The sequence below is a fragment of the Stenotrophomonas sp. YJH_SMC_130 genome (assembly GCF_059369035.1).
In genome coordinates, this window is sequence record NZ_JCAFSH010000014.1 from 60709 (window position 1) to 74066 (window position 13358).

8 protein-coding genes are annotated in these 13358 nt (G+C 69.0%); 6 read left to right on the forward strand and 2 right to left on the reverse strand.

The features are described 5' to 3' along the window. Positions 1–27 precede the first annotated feature (27 nt). Positions 28–552, reverse strand: coding sequence for a hypothetical protein (locus AC5P5V_RS14600; protein WP_061480345.1), 525 nt, complete (start codon positions 550–552; stop codon positions 28–30). Positions 553–682: 130 nt separating this feature from the next. Between AC5P5V_RS14600 and AC5P5V_RS14605 the strand changes: the two genes are divergently transcribed. Then, positions 683–2839 (forward strand): RelA/SpoT family protein, encoded by a 2157-nt coding sequence (locus tag AC5P5V_RS14605; protein ID WP_061480346.1) that lies wholly within the window; start codon positions 683–685, stop codon positions 2837–2839. 30 nt (positions 2840–2869) lie between these two features. Beyond that, the gene (locus AC5P5V_RS14610; RefSeq protein WP_061480347.1) at positions 2870–4435 is read left to right on the forward strand and encodes a hypothetical protein; all 1566 of its coding nucleotides are present in this window, start codon (positions 2870–2872) and stop codon (positions 4433–4435) included. On the opposite strand, the gene AC5P5V_RS14615 is transcribed toward AC5P5V_RS14610, so the two are convergent. Then, a complete protein-coding gene (locus tag AC5P5V_RS14615) occupies positions 4432–6531 on the reverse strand; it encodes a glycosyltransferase (RefSeq protein ID WP_231352259.1) in 2100 nt (699 codons plus the stop codon). The genes AC5P5V_RS14610 and AC5P5V_RS14615 overlap by 4 nt on opposite strands. A 96-nt stretch (positions 6532–6627) precedes the next feature. Here AC5P5V_RS14615 and mrcB point away from each other — a divergent pair, with 96 nt between their 5' ends. From mrcB to tsaB, 4 genes are all read left to right on the forward strand, one after another. Then, positions 6628–9054 (forward strand): penicillin-binding protein 1B, encoded by a 2427-nt coding sequence (mrcB, locus tag AC5P5V_RS14620; RefSeq protein WP_072167685.1) that lies wholly within the window; start codon positions 6628–6630, stop codon positions 9052–9054. After that, positions 9051–9587, forward strand: a complete 537-nt coding sequence (locus AC5P5V_RS14625; RefSeq protein WP_134969161.1) for a hypothetical protein — start codon at positions 9051–9053, stop codon at positions 9585–9587. The genes mrcB and AC5P5V_RS14625 overlap by 4 nt, the downstream gene beginning before the upstream one ends. A 670-nt stretch (positions 9588–10257) precedes the next feature. After that, a complete protein-coding gene (gene yoaA, locus AC5P5V_RS14630) occupies positions 10258–12306 on the forward strand; it encodes a DNA repair helicase YoaA (RefSeq protein WP_134969162.1) in 2049 nt (682 codons plus the stop codon). A 9-nt stretch (positions 12307–12315) separates the two neighbouring features. Then, positions 12316–13029 carry a tRNA (adenosine(37)-N6)-threonylcarbamoyltransferase complex dimerization subunit type 1 TsaB gene (tsaB, locus tag AC5P5V_RS14635; protein WP_134969163.1) on the forward strand — a complete coding sequence of 238 codons (714 nt, stop codon included), beginning with the start codon at positions 12316–12318 and terminating at the stop codon, positions 13027–13029. Positions 13030–13358 lie beyond the last annotated feature (329 nt).

Here is a 13358-nt window from a genome sequence, read left to right on the forward strand (position 1 = left end):
AGCCGGCACGGCCGGAATGCCCGGACGTTACTTGGTGCGGCGAACCTTCGGCTGCACGTTCACCCCGTCCACCTTCATATACCAGGCGCCCATCACCCCTGGGCGCATGCTGACGCGCGGGGCGTCCTTGCGGCCACCGGAATAGTGCGTGGCGTCTATCTGCTCCCACTCCTGGCCGTTCTGCAGCACGTAGCGGCGGCCCTGGCCGAATCCACGGAATTCACCCTGCAGGTTGCTTTCGATCGGTTCGCTGCTGCCGAAGTCCAGGAAGCCGCGGTTCTTCTTGATCACTTCCTGGCGGCCTTCTTCGCGCGCTGCGGCGACGGCCTGGGTGGTGGCCGCCTCGACCTTGCCCTGCAGCCAGCGGTTGAGCGTGGCCAGTTCACCAGCACTGAGTTTGTCCAGCCCGGCGGCCTTGAACTCGGAGGGCGACATCTGCTGCTGCAGGTCGCCCTCCACCACGCGCTGGGCCAGCGCAGGCGCGGACAGGGACAGCAGCACGGCGGCACAGGCCAGCAGCCGTGGGCGGACGCGCGGGGCAATCGAAGGCATGGCGGGTCTCTCCTGGGTGTGTGGGCGAGTGTAGCGGCATGTCTTCATGCCGGGTGATGGTGGGTGCAGTGATTGTCCCTGAACGGCGCCGGCGCTAGTGTAGGGGCCTCTGTCTTGCCTGCTCGATGCTGTGAACCGCGCTTCCGTCCCCGGCCTGGATGCCTTGTTGAACCGTCCCTCGGCAGCGGTGCTGCCTGCTCCGCTGCGCCAGGCCCTGCGTGAGCATTGGGAAGCGCCGGATTGCGACCACCAGATGCGTGCCAGCTGGTCGGTGCTGGGCGATACCCTCGATGCGCTGGCGATGCTCTCGGCCGACGAAGGCGCGGTGGTGGCCGCATTGCTGTTCGACCTGCCGGGCCTGCGCGCCAGCCTGGACCAGCTACCGCTGGGCAACCACAAGGCGGCGGTGACCGGCCTGCTGGATGGCCAGGATGCGGCCGATCCGGTGTGGGCGCTGCATGCCGGCCGTGAGGCGGGGCGCAACAGTGAGGGCCTGCGCCGGCTGCTGCTGGCGATCATCCGCGACCTGCGCGTGGTGCCGATCCTGCTGGCGCGCCAGCTCGCGAGGATGCGTGCGGCCGACAAGCTGGACGAGGAGCAGCGGCGCGCGCTGGCCCAGCTGACCCGCGACATCCACGCGCCCCTGGCCAACCGGCTGGGCATCTGGCAGCTGAAGTGGGAGCTGGAGGACCTGGCGTTCCGCCACCTGGAACCGGAAACCTACCGCCGCATCGCCCGCGAGGTGGATGAAACCCGCATCGCCCGCGAGCGTTACGTCGAGAACGTCAAGAAGGTGCTGTCGCGCGAGCTGGTCGCCCAGGGCATCAAGGCCGAAGTCAGCGGCCGCCCGAAGCACATCTACAGCATCTGGCGGAAGATGCAGAAGAAGCGGCTGGCCTTCGACCAGTTGTATGACATCCGTGCGGTGCGCGTGATGGTCGACGACGTTGCCGCCTGTTATGCCGCGTTGGGCGTGGTGCACGCGCTGTGGGCACCGGTACCGAGCGAGTTCGATGATTACATCGCACGCCCGAAGGCCAACGACTATCGCTCGCTGCATACCGCCGTGGTCGGCCCGGAAGGTCGCACCATCGAAGTGCAGATCCGCACCCATGAAATGCACTCGCAGGCCGAGCTGGGCGTGGCCGCGCACTGGAAGTACAAGGAAGGTGGCAAGGGCGCGGAGAAGTCCTTCGACCGCAAGATCACCTGGATGCGCCAGCTGCTGGAACAGGCGCAGGACGGGCAGGGCAATGAACTGGCCGGGGCGCTTGATGCCGAGCTGACCGAGGACCGGGTCTATGCGCTGAGCCCGAAGGACGAGGTGCTGGACCTGCCGCAGGGCGCCACGCCGCTCGATTTCGCCTACCAGGTGCACACCATGGTGGGCCACCGCTGCCGCGGCGCCAAGGTCAACGGCCGCATCGTGCCGCTGACCTACCGCCTGCGCAGCGGCGACCGCGTCGAGATCCTGACCGGCAAGGAGGCCGATCCGCGCCGCGACTGGCTGATGCCGGCCAACGGCTTCCTGGCCAGCAACCGCTCGCGCGAGAAGGTGCGCAGCTGGTTCCACAAGCTGGATCGCGCGCGCAACGTGCAGGCCGGTCGCGAGCTGCTCGAGCGCGAGCTGAAGCGGCTGGGCCTGCAGCACGCGGACCTGGCTGTGGCGGCGAAGAAGTTCCATGCCGACAGCGTCGATGACCTGTACATCCAGGTGGCGCTGGGCGATACCGGCCCGAACCAGGTCAGCCGTGCGCTGCTGGAGGCGGAGCGTGCCGCCAGCCAGCCCGCACCCGCACCGGCCCTGCCGCGGCCGACCGCGCGCCGCGAGAACCTGGGCAAGTCCAAGTTCACCGTGCAGGGCGTAGGCAACCTGCTGGTGCAGCTGGCACGCTGCTGCCAGCCGGTGGCCGGCGAGCCGATCGTCGGCTACCTGACCCGAAGCCGGGGTGTCACCGTGCATCGTGCAGACTGCGCCGCGCTGGCCCGGCTGGCGGCCAGCAGCCCGCAGCGCATCCTGCCGGTGGAATGGGGCCAGGCCGGAGGCGGCTACGAGGTGGACGTCGTGGTCGATGCGGTCGATCGCCGCTGGCTGCTGAAGGACATCACCAACCTGATCGCCCAGGAAGACGCCTACGTGCTCGACATCCACAGTGACAACGTGCGCAACAGTGGCCGTGCCCATCTGCGGCTGCGCCTGAAGGTCAGTGACTACGGGCAGTTGTCGACGCTGCTGGGCAAGCTCGATGCGCTGCCGGGCGTGAGCGAGGCGCGTCGCCTCGGCTGAGCTTCACGCTGCCCCGGCTACCCTGCACGCATGGAACGCGAGCCCCCGCATCGCCCGCATGGCGCTGAACATCCTGCGCTGGACCGTGTCCGTCGCGAGGGGCGTTGGTGGTGGCTGCAGGCGCGCCATGCGCGCCGGATCTGGCGCTGGGCGCTGCTCGCAGCGCTGGCCGTGTTCGTGCTGCTGGTCCTGCTGCGCAAGCCGTTGGCAGACTGGTTCTGGGATGAGCCGCAGATCGAACAGCTGCTGGCCGAGGGGGATCGTGCATTGGCGGCTGGGCGCCTGAGCGATGCCGATGGCAGTGGTGCGCGCGAGCGCTACCAGGCGGCGCTGGCGCTGGACGGTGATCGCCCGCAGGCGCGCCAGGGCCTGGCCAATACCGGCGCGGCAGCGCTGCAACAGGCGCGCGATCGCCTGCAGGCGGATGACCTGGACGGCAGCGCGCAGGCCCTGGCACTGGCCCGTGAGCTGCAGGTGCCGCAGGGCGACGCCGATGCGGTCGCCCGCCAGTTGCAGGCGCGACGCAGCGCCGGAGCCGGTATTGGTGCGTTGTTGGCGCAGGCGCGTAACGCGTTCGCGGCCGGACGCCTGGATGACGGCGACAGCAGTGCGTTGCCCTTGTTCCAGCGCATCCTGGCCCTGCAGCCGGACAACCTGCCGGCGCTGGAAGGGCGCGAAGATGCGCTGAGCGACCTGCTGCTGCAGGCACGCACGCTGGCAGAGCGAGGGGAGTTGGCCGAGGCGGCCGCGCTCCTGCGTCGTGCCCGTCAGTTCGATGCCGGTCATGCCGATCTGCCGGCGAGCGAGGAGGCCCTCGCGCGCGCGGCCGACCGGCGCCTGCGGCAGGCGCAGCGTGCGTTGCGACGGCAGCAGCTGGAAGCTGCGGCCCAGGGTTTCCAGGCGGTGCTGGTGGTGGCCGCCGATGATTCCAATGCGCAGCGCGGGCGTGAGCAGACCCTGCAGGCAGTGGTTGCACGCAGCCAGAAGTCCGCCGACGACTTCCAGTTCGATGCGGCGCAACGTGATGCGGCCCTGGCGGCGGAGCTGGGGGCTTCGCAGGCAGTCCGGCAACAACTGGCGCAGCGCCTGCAGCGCGCGCAGCAGGCGCAGCGGGCTCTGCAGCAGCCCGCGGTCAGCACGGCGCAGCGCGAACGCCAGCTTCGCGACCACCTGCGGAAGATCGAACGTGCCGAGCGCGCGGGGCAGTGGATCAGCCCACCCGGGCACAGCGCGTTCGACGCGTTGCGCGAAGCCCAGTCGCTGGCTCCCCGCGATGCGCGGGTGAAGGCGGCCGCCGCACGCTTGCTGCCCGCCAGCCGACGCTGCTTCGACGACAATCTGCGGCAGAACCGCGTGCAGGCGGCAGGCGCCTGCCTGCAGGCCTGGCAGACCCTGTCACCGACCGCAGCCGGACTGCCCTCGGCGCGGCTGCGGTTGGCCCAGCGCTGGCTGGCGATCGGCAGCGAGCGGCTCGGTAACGGTGACCTCGCCTTCGCCGCGCATGCCGCCGAACAGGCGCGGTTGCTGCAGCCGGATCTGGCCGAACTGCCGGCGTTTGAAGATCGCCTGCGCCGCGCCGGTGGACGGGCGGACTAGGCGAAGAACACCCGCTGCACGGTCGCACGGGCGGCATCGAGTGAGAAATGTTCGGCAACGTTGGCCAGGCCGGCATCGGACAATTGCTGCCACAGCTGCGGGTCCTGGTACAGGCGGACCACCGCATCGGCGAAACCGGCAGCGTCATCGGCCACCAGCACGTCCTGGCCGGGATGCAGGTGCATGCCCTCCACGGCGCAGGTGGTACCGACCACCGGCTGGCCATGGGCCATGCTCAGGTTGATCTTGCCTTTCACGCCGGCACCGAACCGCAGCGGTGCGATGGCAATGCGCGCGCCGTCCATGTAGGGCGTGATGTCCTCGACGAAGCCGTGCATCTGCACGCCGGGGTGGCGTGCGGCCAGTGCCAGCAACGATTCCGGCGCCGCGGCGCCGATGCAGTGCAGGCGTACCTCCGGCAGCCGGGCGCGGATGTGGGCGAAGACCTCGCCGATGAACCACTCCATCCCGTCCAGGTTCGGCGGATGGCGGAAGCCACCGACAAACACCAGATCGTGTCGTTGCTCGTAGACGGCGCCGGCGCCGGCAACCTCGTGCAGGTTGGAGATCAGCTCCACCCGCACCCGTGGCGCATCGGCCTGCAGCTGCTCCCGTTCGGCCGCACTCACCAGCACGGTGATGTCGCACTGCTCCATCACTGCCAATTCACTGCTGCGGGTGCGTTCTGCTGCGCGCAGCAGAGCCGCATCACCCGCCACTTCGGCACCGCGGCGTTCGCGCAGGTAGTGCAGGTCGACCGTGTCGAACACGGTTCGTGCCTGCGGCGCATAGCGCTTGAGCAGGGGCAGGCACTCGTGGGCGACGTGGTGGCGCACCAGCATCGCCACGTCGAAACGCGACCCATGGCTGCGCAGCCAGCCGGCCACACCGTCCAGGAAGGGGGCGTACCAGACTTCCACGCCCATCCGCTGCAGCGCCTCGGTCGCCGCGCCGGCATGCTCGCGCCGGGTCGGGACGAATACCACGTGGGCACCGCCCTGCAGCAGCAGGCGGATCAGATTGACCTGGCGCAGCGACCCGGAATCGCGATCAGGCTGCGGTACTTCCTCGTCCAGGATCAGCACCTGGCGTCGGCCACGCAGCAGCAGCGCCGGCGACGGCACTTCGCCCACCGCCGGATGGCGGGCCAGCTCGGTGGCCCAGCGGGCGGCGAAGATGGCCTGGTTGCGCACCTGGTAGGCCTTCACCCCGCTGCCGGTGTCGGTGCCGTTGCTGGTGCCCTCGTCGTGGATCACCCGGCTGGCCGGCTGCACCAGCACGCGCAGGCCCTGTGCACGCACGCGGAAGGCCAGGTCGGTGTCCTCGTAGTACGCTGGCTTGTAGCGGGTATCGAAGCCGTCCAGCTGCTGCCAGAGGGCACGCGGCAGCATCAGCGCCGCACCGGAGCAATAGTCGACGTCGCGCAGGCTGGCAAAGCGCGGGTCGTCAGCGGCCTCGAAGCGGCCATAGCTCCAGCCACTGCCATCGGCGAAGATCACTCCGCCCGATTCCTGCAGGCGGCCATCGGGATACAGCAGCTGGCTGCCGACCAGGCCGGCGTCGGGGACGCTGCCGAAGGTGTACAGCAGGGCGTCGAGCCAGCCCGGCTGCGGCACCGTATCGTTGTTGAGCAGCACCACGTAGCGGCCGCGTGCGCGCGATACACCCTCGTTGCAGGCTTCGATGAAGCCGCCGTTGTGCGCACGCACCTCATAGCGCAACCCCGCCACCTGCGGCATCCACTGCGCGGTGGCGTCGCTGCTGCCGTCATCCACCACCAGGATCTCGCACGCGGCTGCGGGCGGGTGTGCCGCCAGGGCGCGGAGGCAGGCCAGGGTGTGGTCGACGTGGTTGTAGACCGGGATGACGATGCTTACCTCCGGCGACTCGCTGAACGGCACCGTGAAGGGAGCGAAAGCCCGTGCCGGCGGCAGGAACAGCGGCGTGCGCGGCGCGGGAACGGCGCGCTGGGTGTGCACGCGGATGCGTTGCCAGGTGGCCCGCCACCCGCGGGTGCGCAGGCTTGCCAGGCTCCGGCGGGCCAGGCCCGACAGGCGGTTGATCAGGTATCGGATCTCGGCCAGGGACATCGCCATCCGGTTGCAACTCCAGCTTAAGCAGGGGAACCCGGGAGAACTCGCCAGCCGCAGTGGCTGGGGTAGACTCGCCAGACCCTACATTCTCGCATTCCCGTGCCCCGACGCTACGATTCCGACGACATCGACGATTTCGACGACGACCCGCAGGACAGCGGTCCGCTGTGGCGGCGCCGGCTGATCACCTGGAGCATGGCTGCGGTCGCATTGGGATTGGGTTTCCTCATTCCCTATACGCTGTACCTGAACCAGCAGGTGACCCAGCGTTTCGGCGAGCTGCGCTGGCAGATCCCGACGCGCGTGTATGCGCGCCCGCTGGTGCTCACCCCCGGCAAGGCGATGGATGCGTCCACGCTGAAGACCGAACTGGCCGCCTCCGCCTATCGTGATGACGGCCAGGGCAAGGAGCCGGCCACCTATGCGGTGAACGGCGGTCGCTTTGTGATCTCCAGTCGTGGCTACAACGATGTCGATGGCCGGGTGGCGCCGCGCCGGGTGGAGCTGTCGCTGGCCGATGGCGGCGTGGCCTCGCTGCGCGATGCCGACAGCCGCAAGGCACTGAAGGCCGCGCGGCTGGATCCGGCGCGCATCGCCACGCTGTACGGCCAGAAGCAGGAAGAACGCCGCCTGATCCGCATGGACGAGGCGCCGGACCTGCTGGTGACCGGCCTGCAGGCAGTGGAAGACAAGGACTTCAACCGCCATCACGGCATCGACCTGTCCGGCATCGCGCGCGCGGTGTGGGTGACGATCCGTTCCGGTGGCCAGAGCCGCCAGGGCGCCTCGACGCTCACCCAGCAGCTGGCCCGCAGCGGCCTGCTTGGCATCGGCAAGGAGCAGACGCTCACCCGCAAGTTCAATGAGGTGCTGTACGCGCTGATCATGGAGGCGCGCTACGACAAGCGCACGATTTTCGAGGCGTATCTCAACCAGGTGTACCTGGGCCAGCGCGGCAGCCAGGCGATCCATGGCATGTCCTCCGGCGCCGAATTCTGGTTCGGGCGTGACCTGCAGTCGCTGGAGACCGAGCAGATCGCCCTGCTGATCGGCCTGGTCAAGGGGCCGTCCTTCTACGACCCGCGGCGCAACCCGGAACGTGCGCTGGATCGCCGCAACTTCGTGCTGGGCAAGCTGCACGAGGCCACGCTGATCGACGATGCCGAGTACCAGCGCGCGCTGAAGGCTCCGTTGGGTGTGCCCAAGACACCGGGCCTGGTGGCAGCCAACCGCTTCCCCGCCTACGTCGACCTGGTCCGCCGGCAGCTTGCGCATGACTATCCGGAATCTGCGCTGCAGGGCGCGGGCCTGAGCGTGATGACCGGCATGTCGCCGTCCGCGCAGGCCTATGCCGAAGGCGCGGTGACCCGCACCATCAAGTCGCTGGAAAGCCAGCGTCGCCCTGAACTGCAGGCAGGCATGGTGCTGACCGACGTGCACAACGGCGACGTGCTGGCGGTGATCGGCAGCCGTGAGGTGTCCGAGGTCGGCTTCAATCGTGCGATCGAGGCGCAGCGCCCGGTCGGTTCGCTGCTCAAGCCGTTCGTGTACCTGCTGGCCCTGGCGCAGCCGGACCGCTATTCGCTGGCCAGCTGGGTCGATGATTCGCCGGTGACGGTGCAGCTCGGCCGCGGCCGCAACTGGAGCCCCGGCAACGCCGACAACCGCAGCCACGGCACGGTGCGCCTGATCGATGCGCTGGCGCATTCGTACAACCAGGCGACGGTGCGCTTGGGCATGCAGGTCGGCCCCGAGCGCGTGACCCAGCTGATCCATGTGCTGGCCGGCATCAAGGCCGAGGCCAATCCGGCGGTGATCCTCGGCTCGACCGACCAGAGCCCGTATGCGATGGCGCAGCTGTACCAGTTCCTCGCGTCCGGGGGTGAGATCCAGCCGCTGCACGCCGTGCGTGGCGTGCTCGATCCGCAGGGCAAGCTGCTCAAGCGCTACGACAAGACCCCGGCACCGGCACAGGAAGGCGATTCGATTGCCGCCAACCTGATCAGTGTCGGCCTGCAGCAGGTCGTCGCCAGTGGTACCGCGCAGCGGCTCAATGCTGATGGCCTCGGCCGTCTGCAGCCAGCCGGCAAGACCGGCACCACCAACGATGGCCGTGACAGCTGGTATGCCGGCTACACCGGCGACCACCTGGCGGTGATCTGGATCGGCAACGATCAGAACCAGCAGGCCGGCCTGTATGGCGCCACTGGCGCGATGCGGGTCTGGTCGGGCATCTTCCAACGCCTGCCGAGTGCGCCATTGCGGGTCAGCAACAAGGGCCTGGATTGGCAGCCGGTGGCTCCCACCGGTCTCAACAGCACCGATGAAGGCTGCCCCGGCGCGCGTCGTTTCCCGTTCGTGGTGGGCTATGCGCCTGCCTATGCGCCGTGCGCGCCGGCCGCGTCGCCCGAGGGGCAGGGCGAGGCTGAAGGCGAGGGCGGTGGCTGGCGCAGCTGGTTCGGCCTGGACCGCAAGCCGGAAGCACCCGCCGAACCTGCCGCCACCACTCCTCCCCCGAGCCGATGATGCCGATGAACATGCGAACCCTGCTGCAGCCCCTGGCCCTGACCGGCCTAAGTCTGTCCTTGGCCGCTTGCGTGAGCAGCGCGCCGCCGGTAGTCAAGCCGGTCGATACCACCACGCCGGCGCAGCGCCTGGCGGCCGTGGATGCTGCAGCGGGTCCGGACGACAAGGAACTGTCGGTGCAGCCGCTGCGTGATTCGCAGGTGGAAGACCTGAGGCTGGCCGCACAGGCGCAGCGCCAGGCCAACGATCTCGCCGGTGCCGCCAGCAGCCTGGACCATGCGCTGGAGATCGTGGCTGGTGACCCGGCGGTGCTGCAGGAGCGTGCCGAACTGGCGCTGCTGCAGGGGCAGTGGGCACAGGCGGAGACGTTCGCGCGCAAGGCCGTGGATCTGGGCTCGAAGACCGGGCCGCTGTGCCGCCGGCACTGGGCGACGATCGAGCAGTCGCGGCTGGCGCGCGGTGAGAAGGAGAACGCGGTGTCGGCGCATGCGCAGATTGAAGGCTGCACGGTGCCGGGGATCAAGCGGTACTGAGTTTCCAGCCAACGGCGCAGCCCCTCGTGGCTGGCCGCAAAATGCGGGTCATGTGATTGGGCCGGGCGGGTGGGCTGCGCAGGGGACGCTGCAAGTACGTCCATGTAAGCTCGGTCGCCGCATCCATGCGGCTCACGCCCCTGCGCAGCCCACCCGCCCGGCCCCTGACAGTTTCCGTGTGCTGCCAGCCACGGAAGAGAAAAAGAAAATCAAAAGCGGGTCGCGCGCTGCGCGCACTCGTTGTGGGGTCGGATCCGTTTTCCGCAGGAAAACGGCTCCGACCCCTTCTTGTTTCCGTTCGACCCACCGCTTCTGAATCCAGTCGAGCAAGCGCGACGCCACGAAGCACGTCCATCCGTCACCGAGAAACTGTCGAAGGCGGGGCGGGAGGGGCAGGCAGGACCGTTGGCGCCATGGGCCCGAGGCACGCCTCGGGCGGGTTGGGCAGGACGCCCAACCCCGGTCTTGCCGTGTGCGCAGGACAGCGCACACGAGCAAGGCGCCATCGAGCCCCCATGGACGGGTTTACGGCGTGTCCTGCCTGCCCCTCCCGCCCCGCCAAACACGCAGCAACCCAGAGCCATGAACCACGCTGTTGCTGTTGCCTTTGCCTGCGCTCCGGCTTGAAACGGGTGCCGGGCAGCGCCCGGCCGGGTATCCTTTCCCTCTGATGTCCGACCTTGTCCATGCCAGCCGCGAAGCCCTCAGCGAAGGCGGCGCGCTCGCCTCGCACCTGGATGCCTTCGTCCCGCGTCCGGCACAGCTGCACCTGACCGCAGCCATTGCCGACGCGCTGCAGCAGCGGGACCTGCTGCTGGCCGAGGCCGGTACCGGCACCGGCAAGACCTTCGCTTATCTGGTGCCGGTGCTGCTGTCCGGGCTGCGCACCATCATCTCCACCGGTACCCGCGCGCTGCAGGACCAGCTCTACCACCGCGATCTGCCGCGCGTGCGCCAGGCGCTGGGCGTCGGCCTGCGCAGCGCGCTGCTGAAGGGGCGCGCGAACTACCTGTGCCGCTACCGACTGCAGCAGGCGCGGGGCGAGCCGCGGTTTTCCAGTCCCGAACAGGCCGCGCAGTTCCAGCGCATCCTGGCGTGGTCCGGCCACTCGGAGTTCGGTGACATCGCCGAACTGGAGGGCCTGGCCGATGACTCGCCGCTGCTGCCGATGGTCACCTCCACTGTCGACAATTGCCTGGGCACCGATTGCCCATTCTGGGACGACTGCTTCGTGGTGCGCGCACGGCAGCGTGCGCAGGCCGCCGACGTGGTGGTGGTCAACCACCACCTGCTGCTGGCCGATCTGGCACTGAAACAGGACGGCTTCGGCGAGTTGCTGCCGGGGGCGCAGGCCTTTGTCATCGACGAGGCACACCAGCTGCCCGAACTGGCAGCGCAGTTCTTCGGCGAAGGTTTCGGCATGCGCCCATGGCAGGAACTGGGTCGCGACTGCCTGGCTGAAGCGCGCGGCGTAGGGGGCGCACAATCGGCGCTGCAGGAGCCGGTCGACCAGTTGCAACAGGCGTTGCTGGCGTTGCGTTCGGCGATGGAGGGGCTCCCGCCGCGGGGTACGCAGTGGCGTGCGCTGGCCATGCCACAGGTCCGCGACGGTTTCGATACGGTGATGGCCGGCCTGGTGGCGCTGGAGCAGGCACTTCAACCGCTGCGCGCATCGGCGGCGGGTCTGGACGCCTGCCATGCGCGGGCGCGCGAGGCGGTGTCGCGGTTGCAGCGCTGGCTGGGCGATGATGAACCCACCCTCGATTTCGATGCCGATCCGGCGGACCACGCCAGTGCCACCGATGTGCTCTGGTACGAACTCACGCCGCGGGGTTTCCGCTGCCAGCGCACGCCGATGGATGTGTCCGGCCCGCTGCGCGAGCATCGCGAGCGCAGCCGCGCGGCATGGATCTTCACCTCGGCCACGCTGACCGTGGGCAATGGATTCGACCACATCGCCACGCGCCTGGGCCTGGACGATCCGCATACCCTGGTCCAGCCGAGTCCGTTCAACTGGCCCGAGCAGGCGTTGTGCTACCTCCCGGAAGGCCTGCCTGATCCGACTGCACGGGGCTTCGGAACCGCGCTGATCCAGACCCTTCGGCCGGTGCTGCAGGCATCGCAGGGCAGGGCATTCCTGTTGTTCGCCTCGCACCGTGCATTGCGCGAGGCGGCCGAAGCACTGCGCGACGGGCCATGGCCGTTGTTCGTGCAGGGTGAGGCACCGCGCGCGACGCTGCTGCAGCGCTTCCGTGAATCGGGCAATGGCGTGCTGCTGGGCTCGGCCAGTTTCCGCGAGGGCGTGGACGTGGTCGGCGAAGCGCTGAGTGTGGTGATGATCGACAAGCTGCCGTTCGCGGCACCGGACGATCCGGTGTACGAGGCACGGCTGGAGGCGATCCGCAGCCAGGGCGGCAATCCGTTCCGCGACGAACAGTTGCCGCAGGCGGTGATCGCACTGAAGCAGGGTGTCGGTCGCCTGATCCGCAGCGAAAGCGACCGTGGCGTGCTGGTCCTGTGCGATCCGCGCCTGCTCAACCGTGGCTATGGCCGGGTCTTCCTGGATTCACTACCACCCTTCCGCCGCACCCGCAGCCTGGCCGATGTGCAGGCCTTCTTTACGCCACAATGGCTGCCCGTGGCTGATGATGCGGCTGACCCGGCCGCTGTTGCGCCGGGCCCGGAGCCGGCTCCCGGTGCCACGTTCCCCCTGTTCTGACCTGATCTGATGAAACTGCTCGCCTTTGAAACTGCCACCGAAGCCTGCTCCGTTGCCCTGCATGTCGATGGGCAGGTGCTGGAACGCTTCGAGATCGCCCCGCGCCGGCATGCCGACCTGAGCCTGCCATGGGCCGAGGCGCTGCTGGCCGAAGCCGGCATCAGCCGTCGCCAGCTCGATGGCATCGCGCTCAGTCGCGGCCCGGGGGCGTTCACCGGTGTGCGCCTGGCGATCGCCATCGCCCAAGGCATCGCGTTGGCATTGGACCGCCCGCTGCTGCCGGTTTCGACGCTGCAGGTGCTGGCGCTGCGGGCACCGGTGGAAGAAACGCAGATCCTGTCGGCAATCGATGCCCGGATGGGCGAACTCTATGTCGCGCGCTTCGAACGCGTGGACGGCCTGCCGGTCGTGCAGGATGCCGAGCGCGTCTGCGCCCCTTCCGGGGTGACGTTGCCGGAAGGAATGTCGGCCTACGGTGTCGGTACCGGTTTCGGCGCGGCCGACGGCGCGCTGGTGGCACAGTGGGGCAGTGGCCTGCGCGGTTTCGATGCTGCGGCATTGCCGCGGGCGTCGGACGTGCTGGCACTGGCCGTGCCGGCGTTCGCGCGTGGCGAGGCGATCGCACCGGAGAAGGTCGAGCCGGCGTACCTGCGCGACAACGTGGCACTGACCCTGGTCGAGCAGCAGGCGGCGCGAGAAGCGAAGGCGAAGGCCAACGGCTGAGCCCCTCGTGGCGGAGCGCGAAAGCACGAGCCGCGCTTGGCCGGGCGAGGTGGGTGCGCGGGGGACGCCGTGAACCCCCAGTCCGGCCCAGCCGCTGGCGGCTGGGCGTTCGGGCGCTTGCGAAGCAATGCTTCGCAAGCGAAGCGCCCTCACCCATGGGGGCTTAGCCGCGCCATCCATGGCGCGGATTGATCTGGCCCCCCGTCAGCGGACGCCAAGAAGCGATACTTTGATCGCACTTGGAGGTCCCTTATGTCCCGTATCACCCGTCGTAGCTACACCGATGAGTTCAAGCACCAAGCCGTGGAGTTGGCCGAGTCGCTCGGACC

Bases quoted from the DNA above. Each gene is read 5' to 3' on its own strand.
- AC5P5V_RS14600 (WP_061480345.1), bottom strand. From the start codon at position 552: ATGCCTTCGATTGCCCCGCGCGTCCGCCCACGGCTGCTGGCCTGTGCC.
- AC5P5V_RS14610 (WP_061480347.1), top strand. From the start codon at position 2,870: ATGGAACGCGAGCCCCCGCATCGCCCGCATGGCGCTGAACATCCTGCG.
- AC5P5V_RS14615 (WP_231352259.1), bottom strand. From the start codon at position 6,531: ATGGCGATGTCCCTGGCCGAGATCCGATACCTGATCAACCGCCTGTCG.
- AC5P5V_RS14625 (WP_134969161.1), top strand. From the start codon at position 9,051: ATGATGCCGATGAACATGCGAACCCTGCTGCAGCCCCTGGCCCTGACC.
- yoaA (WP_134969162.1), top strand. From the start codon at position 10,258: ATGTCCGACCTTGTCCATGCCAGCCGCGAAGCCCTCAGCGAAGGCGGC.
- tsaB (WP_134969163.1), top strand. From the start codon at position 12,316: ATGAAACTGCTCGCCTTTGAAACTGCCACCGAAGCCTGCTCCGTTGCC.